Annotated in this window: 17 protein-coding genes; 11 read left to right on the top strand and 6 right to left on the bottom strand. The window is 70.7% G+C overall.

The window, feature by feature from the left end:
- Nucleotides 1–72: 72 nt before the first annotated feature.
- Nucleotides 73–1,095: a BMP family protein gene (locus tag OU416_RS02875; protein ID WP_270925199.1), complete on the bottom strand. Its 1,023-nt coding sequence runs from the start codon at nucleotides 1,093–1,095 to the stop codon at nucleotides 73–75.
- 162 nt (nucleotides 1,096–1,257) lie between these two features.
- Here OU416_RS02875 and cmtR point away from each other — a divergent pair, with 162 nt between their 5' ends.
- Together cmtR and OU416_RS02865 are read left to right on the top strand one after the other, a co-directional pair.
- Entirely contained in the window at nucleotides 1,258–1,611 is a 354-nt protein-coding gene (gene cmtR, locus OU416_RS02870) for a Cd(II)/Pb(II)-sensing metalloregulatory transcriptional regulator CmtR (protein ID WP_270925198.1), read from the top strand.
- Nucleotides 1,612–1,616: 5 nt separating this feature from the next.
- Nucleotides 1,617–2,285, top strand: coding sequence for a cation transporter (locus OU416_RS02865; protein WP_372907207.1), 669 nt, complete (start codon nucleotides 1,617–1,619; stop codon nucleotides 2,283–2,285).
- Nucleotides 2,286–2,355: 70 nt separating this feature from the next.
- Here the strand turns inward: OU416_RS02865 and OU416_RS02860 are convergent, their stop codons facing one another.
- The 3 genes from OU416_RS02860 to OU416_RS02850 all read right to left on the bottom strand — a co-directional run bounded on the left by OU416_RS02860 (nucleotide 2,356) and on the right by OU416_RS02850 (nucleotide 5,090).
- On the bottom strand, nucleotides 2,356–3,549 hold the full coding sequence (locus OU416_RS02860; protein WP_270925197.1) for an MFS transporter: 1,194 nt from the start codon (nucleotides 3,547–3,549) through the stop codon (nucleotides 2,356–2,358).
- On the bottom strand, nucleotides 3,546–4,220 hold the full coding sequence (locus tag OU416_RS02855) for an HAD family hydrolase (RefSeq protein ID WP_270925196.1): 675 nt from the start codon (nucleotides 4,218–4,220) through the stop codon (nucleotides 3,546–3,548). Before OU416_RS02855 ends, OU416_RS02860 begins: the two co-directional genes overlap by 4 nt.
- 87 nt (nucleotides 4,221–4,307) lie before the next feature.
- Nucleotides 4,308–5,090 (bottom strand): NPP1 family protein, encoded by a 783-nt coding sequence (locus tag OU416_RS02850; RefSeq protein ID WP_270925195.1) that lies wholly within the window; start codon nucleotides 5,088–5,090, stop codon nucleotides 4,308–4,310.
- A gap of 660 nt (nucleotides 5,091–5,750) precedes the next feature.
- Here OU416_RS02850 and pqqA point away from each other — a divergent pair.
- From pqqA to OU416_RS02805, 9 genes are all read left to right on the top strand, one after another.
- Entirely contained in the window at nucleotides 5,751–5,864 is a 114-nt protein-coding gene (gene pqqA / locus OU416_RS02845) for a pyrroloquinoline quinone precursor peptide PqqA (protein WP_235863879.1), read from the top strand.
- 66 nt (nucleotides 5,865–5,930) lie between these two features.
- Nucleotides 5,931–6,830 (top strand): pyrroloquinoline quinone biosynthesis protein PqqB, encoded by a 900-nt coding sequence (gene pqqB / locus OU416_RS02840; RefSeq protein WP_270925194.1) that lies wholly within the window; start codon nucleotides 5,931–5,933, stop codon nucleotides 6,828–6,830.
- Nucleotides 6,827–7,525 carry a pyrroloquinoline-quinone synthase PqqC gene (gene pqqC, locus OU416_RS02835; protein ID WP_270925193.1) on the top strand — a complete coding sequence of 233 codons (699 nt, stop codon included), beginning with the start codon at nucleotides 6,827–6,829 and terminating at the stop codon, nucleotides 7,523–7,525. Before pqqB ends, pqqC begins: the two co-directional genes overlap by 4 nt.
- Nucleotides 7,525–7,803, top strand: a complete 279-nt coding sequence (gene pqqD, locus OU416_RS02830) for a pyrroloquinoline quinone biosynthesis peptide chaperone PqqD (RefSeq protein ID WP_270925192.1) — start codon at nucleotides 7,525–7,527, stop codon at nucleotides 7,801–7,803. Before pqqC ends, pqqD begins: the two co-directional genes overlap by 1 nt.
- Nucleotides 7,796–8,926, top strand: coding sequence for a pyrroloquinoline quinone biosynthesis protein PqqE (gene pqqE / locus OU416_RS02825; protein WP_270925191.1), 1,131 nt, complete (start codon nucleotides 7,796–7,798; stop codon nucleotides 8,924–8,926). Before pqqD ends, pqqE begins: the two co-directional genes overlap by 8 nt.
- A gap of 543 nt (nucleotides 8,927–9,469) precedes the next feature.
- Entirely contained in the window at nucleotides 9,470–10,072 is a 603-nt protein-coding gene (locus OU416_RS02820; RefSeq protein WP_270925190.1) for a hypothetical protein, read from the top strand.
- A gap of 75 nt (nucleotides 10,073–10,147) precedes the next feature.
- The gene (locus OU416_RS02815) at nucleotides 10,148–10,723 is read left to right on the top strand and encodes a class F sortase (protein WP_270925189.1); all 576 of its coding nucleotides are present in this window, start codon (nucleotides 10,148–10,150) and stop codon (nucleotides 10,721–10,723) included.
- A gap of 163 nt (nucleotides 10,724–10,886) precedes the next feature.
- Complete coding sequence (locus tag OU416_RS02810) at nucleotides 10,887–12,059, top strand: thiolase family protein (RefSeq protein WP_270925188.1); 1,173 nt, start codon at nucleotides 10,887–10,889, stop codon at nucleotides 12,057–12,059.
- Between the two features lie 16 nt (nucleotides 12,060–12,075).
- The gene (locus tag OU416_RS02805; RefSeq protein WP_270925187.1) at nucleotides 12,076–12,471 is read left to right on the top strand and encodes a Zn-ribbon domain-containing OB-fold protein; all 396 of its coding nucleotides are present in this window, start codon (nucleotides 12,076–12,078) and stop codon (nucleotides 12,469–12,471) included.
- 91 nt (nucleotides 12,472–12,562) lie between these two features.
- Here OU416_RS02805 and OU416_RS02800 read toward each other — a convergent pair whose 3' ends face one another.
- Complete coding sequence (locus OU416_RS02800; RefSeq protein ID WP_270925186.1) at nucleotides 12,563–13,603, bottom strand: hemolysin family protein; 1,041 nt, start codon at nucleotides 13,601–13,603, stop codon at nucleotides 12,563–12,565.
- Nucleotides 13,600–14,931 carry a hemolysin family protein gene (locus tag OU416_RS02795; protein ID WP_270925185.1) on the bottom strand — a complete coding sequence of 444 codons (1,332 nt, stop codon included), beginning with the start codon at nucleotides 14,929–14,931 and terminating at the stop codon, nucleotides 13,600–13,602. Before OU416_RS02795 ends, OU416_RS02800 begins: the two co-directional genes overlap by 4 nt.
- Nucleotides 14,932–15,338: the final 407 nt, after the last annotated feature.

The following is a 15,338-nucleotide window of genomic DNA, read 5'->3' as shown; positions in this document are numbered from 1 at the left end:
GATCGCCGGAGGTCATCGCGACGAGTGTCGGCACGCCGACCTGCCCGGGCAACTCGTGGCGGGCTGCCGCGCTCACGGGTTCGGGAACTCCGGTCCGGTGTAGCTCGTGCTCACCTCGATCTCGCCGTTGACGATCCGCCGGCTCAGCGCGTCGACCTGGGTGCGCACGTGCTCGGGGACGTCGGGGGCGAGGGTGAGGCGGACGGCGTCGGGAGCCTCCAGTCCGATGCGGACGTTCTCGCCGCCGTGCAACCTGCCGTTCGCGAAGTCCTCGATGGCGCGGAAGACCGCCACACCCGAGTCGGCGATGGCCGAACCGGCGAAGACGGCGGGGTCTTCGGCGGTGAAGTCGCGGACGTTGCCGAACTGGCGGCCCTTCCCGGCGGCCCGGATGGCCTCGGCGACGCCGGGGCGCCCGGCGTTGAGCATGGTGAAGATCAGGTCCGCGCCCGCGTCGAGTTCCGCGGTGGCGACGCGCCGGGCCAGTGCGACGTCGTCCTGATCTCCGGAGAAGTTCGTCAGCACCCGGGCTTGCGGGTTGGTGTGCGCGACACCGGCCACGAACGCCGCGCGGCCCTTCAGCCCCGGTACCGGGCGGATCCCCGACATGTGGCCGACGACGCCGGACTCGGTCAGCAGCCCGGCGGCGGCACCGGCGAGCCAGGCGGACTGCTCCTGCAGCACCTCGTAGCTCGCCAGGTTGGGGCCGGTGACGTCGGACTGGGTCACCACGAACTTCGTCCGCGGGAACTCCGCGGCCACGACCTCCGCCGCCGCGTTGTTCTGCCCGCCCTGCGCCACGACCAGGTCGACCCCGCTGCCGGCGAGCTCCCGCAGCGCGCGTTCCAGCTCGGGCTGCTTCGGGGCCACTTGGTCGACCACCGTGATCTCGGCGCCGAGCTGCTGCTCCGCGCGCTTGGCCCCGCCGTGGCCCGCCTCCATGAACCCGCCGTCGTGGCGCGGGCCAGCCAGCAGCAACCCCACTCTGACCTTGGCAGGCGGTGGCGGAGCGCTTTCGGGAGCGCTGCACGCCCCCACCGCGAAGATCCCCACCGCAGCCGCCACTCCCGCTACCGCCTTCGCAACGTTCCGCATGCCCATCCGCCTCTGCTGGATCACGAACAAGTGCTTCGGTATACCAAAATGCGCGACCGGCGAGCGAAAGACCAGACCCATCCCGCCCTGCGGGAACCGTCCCGGACGAGCACCCTCCCGTGCGAATTCAGATATGTCAGCGTTCGGTGTACTGTTTCACCCATGCTGAAGTGCGAGTCCCGGGAAGAGGCATTGGCCCGGCTCGGGCGGGCGCTGGCCGACCCGACCCGGTGCCGGATCCTGGTCGCCCTGCTCGACGGCAACGACTACCCCGGGCGGCTGGCCGAGCAGCTCGGGCTCTCCCGCTCCAACGTGTCCAACCACCTGGCCTGCCTGCGCGGCTGCGGCCTGGTCGTCGCCACCTACCAGGGACGGCAGGTCCGGTACTCGCTGGCCGACGACCACCTGGCCCGGGCGCTGCGCGAGCTGGTGCAGGTCGTGCTCGCCGTCGACACCTCCGAGCCGTGCCTCGACGAGACCGAACCCGCGACAGCACCGGCGAAGGCGAACCGGTGAGCGAGATCCGCGACCCGCGGTCCCCTGCCACCGCGCAGCAGGACGGCTGCTGCGGCGCGACTCCGGTCAACACCGCGACCCCGGATCGCCGGGCAGTGCTCGCGCGACGGGTGCGCCTGCTGGTCGCCGCCACGATCACCTACAACGTCATCGAGGCGATCGTCGCGATCGCAGCGGGATCGGTCGCGTCCTCGACCGCGCTGATCGGGTTCGGGCTCGACTCCGTGATCGAGGTCGCCTCGGCAGCCGCGGTCGCCTGGCAGTTCTCCGGCGCAGACCCCGGGGCTCGGGAGCGAACGGCGCTCAAGGTGATCGCGGTGTCGTTCTTCGCGCTGGCCGCGTACGTCACCGTCGAGTCGATCCGCGCACTGCTCGGTGCCGAACCCGCCGACCACTCGACGGTCGGCATCGTCCTCGCCGCCCTGTCGCTGGTGATCATGCCGGGGCTGTCCTACGCGCAGCGCCGAACCGGGCGCGAGCTCGGCTCCGCGAGCGCGGTCGCGGACTCGAAGCAAACCCTGCTCTGCACCTACCTGTCCGGCGTGCTGCTGGTCGGGCTGCTGCTCAACAGCACGTTCGGCTGGTCGTGGGCCGATCCGGTCGTCGCCCTGATCATCGCTGCGGTGGCGGTCAAGGAAGGCCGCGAAGCCTGGCGCGGCGAGCACTGCTGCTGACCGCCGGGTGCAGGTTCCGTGAGCACTTCGTGGTGCTATAGCCCCAGAAAGTGCTCACGGAACCTTCGGGTCAGGTGAGCAGGCGGCGGATGGCGAGTGCGGCGCCGACGAAAGCGCACGCCGTCGCCAGGACGAACGCCGCCGCCGGTGAGACCAGGTCCAGCAGCGTGCCCGCCGCTGCCGAGCCCAGTGCGTTGCCGACTCCGAACGAGGTGATCATCCAGGCGTGCGCTTCGGTCAGCGTGCCTTCCGGGGCCATGCGCGCGATCAGGGCGAAGGCCGATGCCAGCACCGGTGGCAGCGCACACCCGCTCAGGAACGCGAACGCCGCCATCGCGGGCACGTTCAGCACGAGCACCAGCGGCAGGTAGCCCAGCGCGAGCAGGGCCAGCAGCACGAGCAGCCGCCGGTCCTCGCGGTGCGCCACGGGCACTGCGGTGTAGGCGATCCCGCCGACCAGCGCACCCGCCGCGTTGAGCGCGATCAGCAGACCGGCCGCGGCGGAACTGCCCGCGACTTCGGCGTATCCCGTGATGCCGACGGTGAAGGCGCCGATGGTGGCACCGACGCAGATCAGCGCGGCGAACAGGCGCAGCACGCCCGCTCCGCGCAGCGGCCCGGCCCAGTGCCGCTCCGCGTGCGTGCCGCGCCAGGCGCGGGCCGGGCGGGCGGTGGCGAACCACGCAGCGCCGAGCAGTCCCACCGCTGCCGCCGCGATCAGGCCGGCGGACGGCCCGCCGAACGCGGTCACGCCGAGGACCACCAGCGGCCCGCACACGAAGATCAGCTCCTGCGTGGCCGCGTCCAGCGAGAACGCCGCGCGGATGTTGTGCTCGCCCGCCACGACGTGCTCCCAGAGCACGCGCAAGCACGGCTCCAGCTGCGGAGTCGCCGCACCCGCGACCACGGCGGCCACCGCGCCGATCGCCACCGAGCGGACCGGGTCGACCAGGCCCAGCACCAGGAACGCCGCGGTCGAGGTCGCCGCGCTGGCCAGCAGCACCGGGACCTGGCGGGTCCGGTCGATCAGCCGCCCGAGCACCGGTCCGCACACCGCGGCGCTCCCGGCGTACAGGGCTGCGAGCAGACCGGCCAGCCGGTAGTCGCCGCCGTTCTCGCGGACGGTCAGCAGGATCGCCAGCGGAGCCATGCCGGTCGGCAGCCTGCCGATCAGCGAGGCCGACAGCAGCCTCGGCACGTAGCGGGATCGCAGCACCGCCACGACCGAACCGGCACTGGTCGTGGTCGTCGCTTCGGCGCTCACCGGGCCTCCTCGATCGCGAACCGGACCGCCTCGCGCAGCGAGGTGACCACCGGAACTCCCTGCGCGGCGAGCACTTCGGTGGCGTGCAGTCCGCTCGCGTAGAGCACGCACCGCATTCCGAGCGCATCGGCGGCGACCGCGTCGTCGACGCTGTCGCCGATCAGCAGCGCGTCGCCGCCCGCCAAGCCCAGTTCCGCCAGGTGCTCGGCCAGGTGCGCGCGCTTGAAACCGCGGTCCGGGCCGCGCTGGCCGTCGATGCGGGCGAAGTGCGCGGTGATGCCGAACCCGTCGACCAGCGCGGTGAGCCGGTCGTGCGGGTGCATCGACAGCAACGACTGCGACAGGCCCCGCGCGCCGATCGCGTCCAGCACTTCACGGGCGTCCACCGCCAGGGCGAGCGAAGGTCTGCGCCGCGAGTACGCCTCGTGGAACGCCGCGTGCAGCGCGCTGCGCACGTCGGGTGGCACCGGTGCGCCGAACAGCCGGTCGTAGAACACATCGATCGGTTGGGTGTGCTGCCTGCGGTACTGCTCGACGGTGACCGGCGGTGCCCCGGTCACCTCGAACGCTTCGATGGTGGACTGGATCAGCGCGTCGGCGTCGTCGAACAACGTCCCGTTCCAGTCCCACACCACGTGCGCCGTCCGCACTCCGGTCTCGTTGACCGCCACGGTCGCCCTCCTCGGTGTCCGCTCCGCCCGGCAGTCAACCGGACACCGGTGCGGGAGGACCAGGGCAGCAACCGGGCATCCGCCGGGTCAGCCGTGCGGGTCGAACGGGATGCCGTCCGGTTTCGCCTTGGCCAGGTTGTCCTCGAAGGCGCCGTCCTTGATCCCCAGGCTGGCCTTGCCGAAGTCGGCCGAGGTCAGCTTCTCGCGGATGCCCTCGGGGTAGTGCTCCCAGCCCACCAGCGGCGGGTACTGCCAGGTGCCGTGGTGGTTCTCCGGTTCCTCACCGGGTTTGGCCAGCCGGAAGGCGTGCGTGCTGGCCCCGTCCTTGTGGTAGACGATCTTCGGGTGGGTGCCCTCCCAGTGCACCTGCTCGGCCGGGTAGGTCGAGTAGTCGCCGTGCGCGGAGGTGGAGACGTACTTCGCCTGGTCCTCGTGCACCCACACCACGACGTGCTCGAGGTCGTGCCGGTGCCCGAAGACGTCGTCCACGCCGCCGAGGGCCTGGTCCTTCTCGAAGTACAGGTCGTAGAGGTAGGCGCACCAGCCGCTCGGATCGCACTTGGCGCGCGAGTAGGAGTTCGTGTTGTCCAGGTCGGACTGGTCGTGGCAGTCGCCGTCGAGCGGCCCGGACGGCTTGAGCCCTTCGGCCACGGTGCCGTCCGGCCCGATCGCCGGCGTCGGGTAGCAGCCGTCGCCGTCGTAGTCGAACGCGGGCTGCCACGTGCGGTCGGCTTCCGGGGCCGAGCCCGGCAGCGCCTGCGGCGGTTCGGCGAAGGCCGAGCCGGGCGGCAGCACGAGGAGCAGCGCCGAAGCGCCGACGAGCGCCCGCGCGACGAATCCGCTGGTCGGTTTCCGGCGCGCAGCACCCATGTCGCCTCCCGGTCGGCACGCGAAGATCAGCCCGACCCTACGTGCGGCACCCCGAGAACCGGACACCGCTGGCGACTTCTCGCCGACCGCTGCTGAAGAGTCGTCGTCGCAGGTGTTCCCATCGCGAGCGCGAGGCGCAGGACGCCGTCAACCCGATCCGGCCCGGCGTCGAGAGCGCCTCCGGCGGCCGCTCCCCGGCCCGTGCGATCGATTCGGCGCGTGCAGCAGATCGCCGTGACCCGGTTCGAGCAGCACGTCTCCCCCGTCCGGACCCGGCCCGTGCGTCGAATCGCGCAATATCGTCCTCTTGACGTAGCAACCGCTCACCACGAACCGCTGCGCCGAACGGTGGTCGAATCTGCACACCGGCGGCCGCCCGGCCTCCATCCGCAGCAGCGGATCACCGCCGATCGGTCGCGGCCTCCTCCTCCACGATCAGCCACAGTAGACACTGTGCCGGATATAAGTCCTGACCACAGTGCTTTTCCCCGCCTCCCGCGCACGACCGGCGCGCTCGGCGCCGCTGAGCCAGTCGGGTGGGGAACCTGGGTCGGGGGCCGCTCGCCCGTTATGGTCGGGGCACCCCCACGGGGTTCCCTGTTCACCTTCGCACTCCCGGCGGGCTCGCTCGTCCGGGAATCCGGCAGAGAAAGGGGTCAGATGATGGAATCCGCTGCCGCGCGGCCGGAACTCCTCGCTTGGGAGACACCGGACTTCGAAGAGGTCGGTTGCGCCGCCGAAGTGACGATGTACGTCGCGCAGCTGGACGACTAGCAGCCGCACCGCGGGTGCCGGGCGTGCGCTCCGGTGCCCGCCCGAACTTCCAGCGAGGAGCCGCGGATGTGGTTGCGGGTGCTCGGATCGGCGGCCGGTGGGGGTTTTCCGCAGTGGAACTGCGGCTGCCCGAACTGCCGCGCGGTGCGCGCGGGTTCCCGTCCGGCCCAAGCCCGGACCCAGTCGTCGATCGCGGTGAGCGCCGACCACCAGCGGTGGTTCCTGTTCAACGCCTCACCGGACATCCGCGCCCAGATCGAGGCGTTCCCCGCGCTGCGGCCGGGCGCGGGACGAGCGACCCCGCTGCAGGCGGTGCTGCTCACCGATGCCGAGCTGGACCACACCCTCGGCCTGCTCCTGCTGCGCGAGGCGAAGTCCGTCGAGCTGCACGCCACCGCCGCGGTGCGGGAAGCCCTGTGCAGCGGCAACGCGATCTTGCGCACGTTGGAGGCCTACTGCCCGGTGACCTGGCGGGAAGTCGTGCCCGGCGCGGAAACCCCGCTGGGCGGTGGGCTTTCCTACCGGGCCTTCGACGTGCCGACGAACAAGCGCAACCGGTTCGGACCCGGCCGGGAGCACGGCCGCGTGGTCGGCTACCGGCTCACCGACGCGAACACCGGGCGCACCGCGGTCTACCTGCCCGGCGTGCAGGAGCTCACCCCGGCGGTGCTCGACGAGCTGGCCGGCGGCGACTGCCTGCTGGTCGACGGGACCTGCTGGCACGACGACGAGATGATCCGGCTCGGCCTGGCGGGCAAGACCTCGCGCGACATGGGACACCTGCCGATCGCCGGCCCGGACGGCAGCCTGCGGCGGCTGGCCGCGCTGCCCGCCGAGCGCAAGATCTACGTGCACCTCAACAACACGAACCCGGTCCTGCTCGACGATTCGACCGAGCGGCGCACCGTCGAGCAGCACGGCGTGGAAGTGGCGACCGACGGATTGGAGGTGCGGTTGACATCGTGACCGCGCTCACCGACAGCTTCACCGCAGCGCTGCGGGCCCATTCGCAGCGGTACCACCACCAGCACCCGTTCCACGTCAGGATGAACGCGGGCCTGCTCGACCCGCGGCAGATCCGGGGCTGGGTGGCCAACCGCTTCTACTACCAGGAGAACATCCCCCGCAAGGACGCCGCGATCCTGGCCAACTGCCCGGACCGGGCGGTCCGCAGGCGGTGGATCCAGCGCATCGTGGACCACGACGGCCGGGTGGGCGAGGAAGGCGGCATCGAGGCCTGGCTGCGGCTCGCCGAGGCCGTCGGGCTCAGTCGCGCCGAGGTGCTCGACGAGCGGCACGTCGCGCCCGGGGTCCGCTTCGCCGTCGACGCCTACGTGAACTTCGCCCGCACCCGGCCGTGGGTCGAGGCGGTGGCCTCGTCGTTGACCGAGCTGTTCGCCCCGGACCTGATGGCCGAGCGCCTCGCGGCTTTCGAACGCCACTACCCGTGGATCGAGCGCGAGGGCCTGGTCTACTTCCGGTCCCGGCTGACCCAGGCGCCCCGCGACGCCGAGCACGCGATGGAAGTGGTCACCGAGCACTGCCGCACCGAAGCGGAGCAGGCTCGTGCGCTGGAGGCCCTGTCGTTCAAGTGCGACGTGCTCTGGAGCGTCCTGGACGGCATCGACCGGGCGTATCCCGACGTTCCCGAGCCGACCTGATGCCGGTGGTGCACCCGTCCAGCCGGCCCGAGCTGACCTCGCACGTGCGCGTGACCTTCGACCGGGTGCGCGAGCAGCACCTGCTGCTGGCACCGGAAGCGGTGTCGGTGCTCAACCCGACCGGCGCCGCGATCCTCGAGCTGTGCGACGGGCGGCGCAGCGTCGCCGAGATCGTCCAGGAGCTGCGCGGGCGCTACGAGCACGTGGCGCCCGGCGACGTCGCCCAGTTCCTCACCCGCCTGATCGGCAAGCGGTACCTGGAGGTCCGGGATGCCTAGCCCCTTCGGCTTGCTCGCCGAGCTCACCTACGCCTGCCCGCTGCGCTGCCCGTACTGCTCCAACCCGCTCGACATGGCCGACTACCAGGACGAGCTGGACACCGCGCAGTGGCAGCGGGTGCTGGCCGAAGCCCGCGAGCTGGGAGTCCTGCAACTGCACCTCTCCGGCGGTGAACCGCTGCTGCGCCGCGATGTGGTGGACATCGTGCGCACCGCACACGAACTCGGCATGTACACCAACCTCATCACCAGCGCGCTGAGCCTGTCCGAGCAGCGCGCAACCGAGTTGCGGGATGCCGGGCTCGACCACGTGCAGATCAGCGTCCAGGCCCACGAGGCCGGCCTCTCCGACCGCATCGCGGGCACCACGTCCTTCCAGCGCAAGATCGCCGCCGCCCACCTGGTGAAGGAGCTGGGCTGGCCGCTGACGCTGAACGTCGTGCTGCACCGGCTGAACATCGACGGCATCACCGATGTCCTCGCCATGGCCGAAGAGCTGGGCGCCGATCGCATCGAGCTGGCGAACACCCAGTACTACGGCTGGGCGCGGCGCAACCGCGACGGGCTGCTGCCCAGCCGGGCGCAGCTGGACCGGGCCGAGGTGGCGGTGCGCGCCGCGAAGGAGCGGCTGGCCGGGCGGATGGAGATCATCTACGTCCTGCCCGACTACTACAGCCGCTACCCCAAGCCCTGCATGGGCGGCTGGGGCCACCGCCAGCTCACCGTGGCGCCCAACGGCGACGTGCTGCCCTGCCCGGCGGCGCAGGAGCTGCCGCTGCCGCGCGCGAACGTGCGGGAGCACTCGCTGGAGTGGATCTGGTCGCGATCACCGGTGTTCCAGCACTTCCGCGGCACCGACTGGATGGGCGAGCCGTGCCGCAGCTGCTCGCGCCGGGACGTCGACTTCGGCGGCTGCCGCTGCCAGGCGTTCCTGCTCACCGGCGACGCCTCGCGCACCGATCCGGTCTGCGCCCTGTCGCCGGACCACGGGCTCGTCGCCGACGCGGTCCGGGCGGCCAACGGCGACCGGCCGGTCGACCTGGTCCTGACGCCGCGCCCGCATCCGCGCGACACCCCGTCGCGGCTCGACCGGGGCACCGCCGGGTCGGTGCTGGACGACTGAGCCCGGCCGGGATCGGCCGCGCCGGGCACTGTCCGGGCCGTCCGCAGTGGACGATCAACACGCCTTGAGAATAATTGATCGATCGACAATTGACGAGACCAAGAACAAATGCGGTCGATCGTTTCACCACGGCCTTGATCGCAATTTCCCGAGATCTGGATCAGCGCACCCCTGATCGAATTCGGCACCCCGGTGGCCACAAAGGGGGATTGCCGAACAATTCGATCTACCAAAACGGGCGAGCGGCCGCTGCAACTAAAGTGACAGTGTCACTTTCCGTAGTGATGTCACCCGATCCAGATCGACAAATGTCGACAACCAGCCCGGCGATCGACTCGTTTTCGACCTTGTTTTCACGATCAGTGATGTTGAATCCCGATTGGACACATCAACACCACCCCGATCGTATGATCATGTATTCCTGCGGCTGCCGAACGCGAAATAGGTGATTACCGTACGAACAGCCTCCTTTCAAATCTCACGAGGCGTTCTACAAATGATTTTGAGCGAGTATTTCCACTCAACTGATCAAAGGAGGTTCAGGTGTCCGCAAAGCTAGTACGCATCGGCGGCCTCGCCGCCTTCGTGCTGGGCGCGTCGTTCAGCCTGACCCCACTGGCCGCCGGTGCGGCACCGAGCCCGGCGCTGTCCCCGGTGCTCACCGTGGACGAGGACCAGTGCAAGCCGGGTGACGACAACTGCAGCAAGCCACCGCAGCACGACTGCGGGCCCGAGGAGTGCCCGCCGCCACCGCCCTGCAAGCCGGGCGAGTGCGAGGAGCTCGCACCGCCGCCGGCCGTCGCACCTCCGCCCGAGGTCGCACCGCCGGCCGCACCGCCGCCGCAGGCCCCGCCGCCTGCTCAGCAGCCGCAGCAGCAGCCCGAACAGCAGGAGCAGCCGACGCAGCGGCCCACGCAGCGACCGACCCAGAAACCGACCCAGAAGCCGCAGGCTCCGATGCCCACCCAGCAGCCGCAGGTCGAGCAGAAGCCGACCGGTGGCGTCCAGGCGGGCGGTGGCGCCATGGCGCAGGAGAGCACCGACAGTTCCGCCCCGCTGCTGGCAGCGGGCGGGCTGGCGCTCACCGCGCTGGCCGCCGGTGGTGCTTACCTGCACCGGCGCCGGTACGCCGAGCAGCGCGACTGATCCGACCGGGTCGGCGGTGCGGGCCCGATGGGTGCGCACCGCCGGCCCGTTCGACCGAACGGGTGGAGGTCCGCCGTGCGAACCGCGATTCTCCTGCTGTGGTCGGCCGTGCTGCTGGCGGTCGCGGTCGCGGCGGACCCCCAGCCGGTCGCCGCGCGTTCCACCGCACCGCCCGCGGCAGCACCCGCCGCCGCGGTCCCGGGCGATCCGCGGCCGCGCGCCATCAGCCTGCCCAGCATCGACGCCGAATCCTCGCTCATCCCGCTGGGGCTCAACCCCGACGGCTCGGCCGAGGTGCCCCCGATCGACCAGCCCGGGCAGGCGGGCTGGTTCCGGCTCGGCCCGGGCGCCGGTGAGGTCGGGCCCTTCGTCGTGCTCGGCCACGTCGACTCCTACCGCGAGGCCGGTGTCTTCTACCGGCTGCGCGACCTCCGCCCCGGCGATCCGGTCGAGGTGGACCGCGCGGACGGCTCCCGGGTGACCTACGTGGTCGACCGCGTGCAGATGGCCGCCAAGGACCGGTTCCCGACCGAAGCCGTCTACGGCGACGTCGCGCGCCCGGAGATCCGGATGATCACCTGCGGTGGTGCGTTCGACGAGTCGCGGCGCAGCTACGCGGACAACCTGATCGTCTACGGCCACCTGCGTTGACCACCGACGTCCGATGTGGACTCCCCTGCTCACCGGCTGATCCCCCACCGGTCCGTCGAGCGCGGCCACACGGCCTCCGGACCACCGGGTGAACCCTTGCGCCGCACGCGTTCCGGACGTCACGATGGCGGGTGGGTCCGCACATCGAGCTGCTGGAGGCAGGATGACCGGCTCGGCCGCCCGGCGCCCGGTGATCGCCGGGCTGGGCATCACCGAGGTGGGCAAGGTCTACGACCGCGACGCGGCCCGGTTCGCCGCCGACGCGGTGCGGCTGGCGGTCGCCGACGCCGGCCTCGACCTGTCCGATGTGGACGGACTGTTCGTCAACCCCGGCACCACCGGAGAGGTCGGCGTCGACCTGCAGTCCCAGCTGCAGCTCCCGGAATTGCGCCTGCTCTCGGAGATCCAGGCCTTCGGCGCCTCGGCGGGCGCGATGGTCGCGCAGGCCTCGCTGGCCGTGCAGGCCGGGATGGCCGACGTCGTCGTGTGCGTCTTCGCCGACGCCCCGCTGCGCGAGGGCAAGGGCAGCGGGGCCGTCTACGCGGGCAGGGCGCAGCCGAGCGGCTTCGCCGGGATGATCCCGGCAGCGGGTCTGACCAGCGTCAACGCCGTGTACGCCCTGGCCGCGCGGCGGCACGTGGAGGCCTACGGCACCACTTCCGAGCAGCTCGGCGCGATCGCGGTCGCGCAACGGGCCTGGGCGGCGATGAACCCGCTGGCGCAGCTGCGCGAGCCGATCACCATCGCCGACCACCAGGCGTCCCGCTGGATCGCCGAACCGCTGCACCTGCTCGACTGCTGCCTGGTCAGCAACGGCGGGATCGCCGTCGTGGTCACCTCCGCCGACCGCGCCGCCCAGCTCCGCCAGCCGCCGGTGCACGTGCTCGGCTTCGCGCAGTCCCACGTCGGCCACCCGAATCCCCGCGACGGCCGGTTCGGCCTGATCAGCGGCGCTGCCCAGGCCGGCCCCGCGGCGCTGAAGATGGCCGGGCTCGGCATCTCCGACGTGGACGTGGCCGAGCTGTACGACTGCTACACCTACACCGTGCTGCTGACGCTGGAGGACTACGGGTTCTGCGCCAAGGGCGAAGGCGGTCCCTTCGCCGCCAGCGGCGCGCTCGGTCCCGGTGGTTCGCTCGCGGTCAACACCGGCGGCGGCCAGCTGTCGTCCTACTACCTGTGGGGCATGACCCCGCTGTCCGAAGCGATCATCCAGGCCCGCGGGCACGGCGGGCCGCGGCAGGCACCGCGCAACGACGTCGTGCTGGTCAGCGGCAACGGCGGCCTGCTGGCCCACCACGCGACGCTCGTGCTCAGCCCGCACCCGCACAGCTGACGAGAGGACTCCCCGCATGCCGATCGTCCCGGTCGCCCGCGACACCGCATCCGCTCCCTTCTACGACGGCACCGCCCGCGAGGAGCTGCTGCTGCGCCGGTGCGATGCGTGCTCGTCGATCAGCGCCCCGAACGTCGAGAGCTGCTCGGCCTGCGGTGGCACCGCGCTGTCCTGGACTCCTGCGAGCGGCATCGCGCAGCTGGTCACCTGGACCGTGGTGCACGGCCGCTCCCCCGTCGACGGAGAGCACCTGCGCATCGTCGCCGGGCTGGTGGAGCTGGCCGAAGGACCGTGGCTGTACGCCCGGATCGTCGACATCGCGCCCGAGGACGTGACCACGGGCCTCGCCCTCGCGGTCGGCTTCGACCACGCCGAAGGCAGCGAAACCGTGCCCGTCTTCCGGCCTGCCTGACACCGGACCCACCACAGCTGCGGTGAGAACCAGCCGGGGCGCTGCCCCACCTCAGATGTGGTGGAACAGCGCCCCGGGCGCGGTCTTCGGGCTAGCGCACGTGCGTCGTGTCCCGGACGGTTCCGACGTATTCCTCGACGAGGTCTTCCATGGCGACGACGCCGACGGGTGCGCCGGTGGTGTCCACGGCGGTGGCGAGGTGGCTGCCGGAGCGCCGCAGCGAGGCGAGCGCTTCGTCGAGCCGGGCCGCGGCCGAGACCGTCGGCAAGGGTCGGATTCGCCAAGCCGCCACGGGTGTGGCGTCGTCGTGCCCGATCTGGTCGAGCACGTCCTTGACGTGCAGGTAGCCGCGCATCTCGCCGTCGTCCCCGCGCACCGGGAACCGGGAGAACCCGGTCTCGGCCACGGCCCGCTCCACGTCACCGAGCGTCGGACGCTGCGGCAGCGTGATCAGCTCCGCCGTCGGGACGAGGACGTCGGTGACGGTGTGGTCGGCGGAGGAGAGGGTTTGGGCGAGGCGGCGGTGTTCGGAGTGGTCGATGAGTCCTTCGCGGCGGGATTCGACGAGGAGTTCGGCGAGTTCGGCGGAGGTGTAGGCGGTGTCGAGCTCGTCCTTGGGTTCGACTCGCATGATCTTGAGGATGGTGTTGGCCATCATGTTGAACAGGGCGATGAAGGGGCGGGCGAGTTTGACGAACCCGACCAGCGGCGGGACCAGCCACAGCGCGACCTTCTCGGGTTCGGCGATGGCCAGGTTCTTCGGGACCATCTCACCGACCAGCACGTGCAGCACCACCACCAGCGCCAACGCGATCGCGAAGGACACCGCACCGGTCACCGGTTCCGGGATGCCCAACGCACCGAACGGGATCTCCAGCTGATGAGCCACCGCAGGTTCGCCGAGGCGTCCGAGTCCGAGGGAGCACAGGGTGATGCCGAGCTGGGCGCTGGCCAGCATCAGCGAGCCCTGCTGGCTGGCGTTGATCACCACGCGGGCCCGTGCCTTGCCCTGGGCGGCCAGGGCTTCCAGGCGGTCCCGGCGCGAGGACAGCAGCGAGAACTCCGCGCCCACGAAGAACGCGTTCAGCAGCAACAGCACCACACCGAGCAGAATCGCGAACCCATCACTCATCGCTCTTCCTCCTCGGCGTCGGCGGGCTTGCCGGTGAGGCGGAACTCGGCGATGCGGTTGCGGTCCATCTCGGACACCGTCAGCACCCAGCCGTCAACGGTGAGCTCGTCACCGACGACCGGGATGCGGCCGAGCTTGCTGAGCACGTACCCGGCGGCGGTCTCGTAGTCGCCGTCGGGCATCGCGAAGCCGGTGGCGTCGGCGAGCTCGTCGGGCCGCAGCAGACCCGAGACGATCCAGGTGCGGTCGTCGATCCGCCGCACGGTCGGGAGTTCACCCCGGTCGTGCTCGTCGCGGACGTCACCGATGATCTCCTCGACGACGTCCTCCAAGGTCACGATGCCCGCCGAGCCGCCGTACTCGTCGACCACCACGGCCAGCTGGAGGCCGGAACCGCGCAGGGTTTCCAGCACCGCGTCGCCGTCCAGGGTTTCCGGCACCGTGGGGACCGGCTGGGTCAACGAGCCGACGAGAACCCGCTCGCGCTCCTCGGCAGGCAGCCCGAAGGCCTTCTTGACGTGGACGACGCCGTGGATGTCGTCCAGATCACCACCATGCACCGGGAAACGCGAGAACCCGCTGCGCCGAGCCAGTTCCAGCAAGTCCATCACCGTGTCACCGACCTGCAAGGCCTCCACCCGAACACGCGGAGTCATCAGTTCCTCAGCGGTGCGGTCACCAAACCGCAACGAGCGATCCATCAACTCCGCCGTGGACTCATCCAACGTCCCGTGCTCAGCACTGGAACGCACGATCGACCCCAACTCCTCCGGAGAACGAGCCGACCGCAACTCCTCCTGCGGCTCCACACCGAAACGACGCACCACCCAGTTCGCGCTGTTGTTCATCGCATCGATCAACCACCGGAACACCTGCGAGAACCGCGCGTGATACCCCGACACCGCCCGCGCCGTCGGCAACGGCCGCGCGATCGCCAGGTTCTTCGGCACCATCTCCCCGAACACCATCGACAACGTCGTCGCCAACAAAATCGCCAACGTCAACGACACCGCACCCGCCGCCGACACCGGAACACCCACCGCCAACAACACCGGACGGATCAACTCACCGATCAACGGCTCAGCCACATAACCGGTGACCAACGTCGTCAACGTGATCGCGACCTGCGCACCCGAAAGCTGGAACGACAACGTCCGATGCGCCTTCTGCACCGCCCTCGCACGCCTATCACCCACCGCATGCACATGAGCATCAACCGTGCTGCGCTCAAGAGACGTCAACGAGAACTCGGCAGCCACCGCCAAGCCCGTCCCCAACGTCAGCACACCCACGAAAACCAGGCCCAGAACGGCCAACAGGATTTCCATCACCGGCCACCCCGCAGGCGACCGCACACGAACTCAGAAAGGCCGGGACCACGTCCCGGCCCGGTACTTCCCCCGTCGGGGGATTGTGCCGCAGGCACTGAAGCCGTCACTCCTCGAGATGAAGCGGAGAAAAGGGACACGCAGTATAGCCCGGACAGATCACCTCGCCGTCGAGTGAACTTGACCCAGATCACACTTCCGGCGGTAAGGTTCGGCGCGCGCTCGGCCCCCGCGGCACACGTCCAGGAATGCCCGGTTCACGCCATTGGGTGATGTTGTGTTGATCACGATCTTCGTCGGCTTCGTCCGGAACTAGGACGATCCGCAGACCGTTGCTGTGTGCGTGGACGACGAGCGGCCCACCCTCCGCTGTGGATCGTCCAGCCGCACCAGGCGAGGACGAGGGA

This window comes from Saccharopolyspora indica, from assembly GCF_027853965.1.
Lineage (GTDB): Bacteria > Actinomycetota > Actinomycetes > Mycobacteriales > Pseudonocardiaceae > Saccharopolyspora > Saccharopolyspora indica.
Note: the sequence above shows the minus strand (reverse complement) of the source record. Positions and strands in the feature narration are given on the sequence as shown.

Coding starts and splice junctions, on each gene's coding strand:
- OU416_RS02875 (WP_270925199.1), bottom strand. CDS start 1,095: ATGCGGAACGTTGCGAAGGCGGTAGCGGGAGTGGCGGCTGCGGTGGGG.
- cmtR (WP_270925198.1), top strand. CDS start 1,258: ATGCTGAAGTGCGAGTCCCGGGAAGAGGCATTGGCCCGGCTCGGGCGG.
- OU416_RS02850 (WP_270925195.1), bottom strand. CDS start 5,090: ATGGGTGCTGCGCGCCGGAAACCGACCAGCGGATTCGTCGCGCGGGCG.
- pqqA (WP_235863879.1), top strand. CDS start 5,751: ATGATGGAATCCGCTGCCGCGCGGCCGGAACTCCTCGCTTGGGAGACA.
- pqqB (WP_270925194.1), top strand. CDS start 5,931: ATGTGGTTGCGGGTGCTCGGATCGGCGGCCGGTGGGGGTTTTCCGCAG.
- pqqD (WP_270925192.1), top strand. CDS start 7,525: ATGCCGGTGGTGCACCCGTCCAGCCGGCCCGAGCTGACCTCGCACGTG.
- pqqE (WP_270925191.1), top strand. CDS start 7,796: ATGCCTAGCCCCTTCGGCTTGCTCGCCGAGCTCACCTACGCCTGCCCG.
- OU416_RS02810 (WP_270925188.1), top strand. CDS start 10,887: ATGACCGGCTCGGCCGCCCGGCGCCCGGTGATCGCCGGGCTGGGCATC.
- OU416_RS02805 (WP_270925187.1), top strand. CDS start 12,076: ATGCCGATCGTCCCGGTCGCCCGCGACACCGCATCCGCTCCCTTCTAC.
- OU416_RS02800 (WP_270925186.1), bottom strand. CDS start 13,603: ATGAGTGATGGGTTCGCGATTCTGCTCGGTGTGGTGCTGTTGCTGCTG.
- OU416_RS02795 (WP_270925185.1), bottom strand. CDS start 14,931: ATGGAAATCCTGTTGGCCGTTCTGGGCCTGGTTTTCGTGGGTGTGCTG.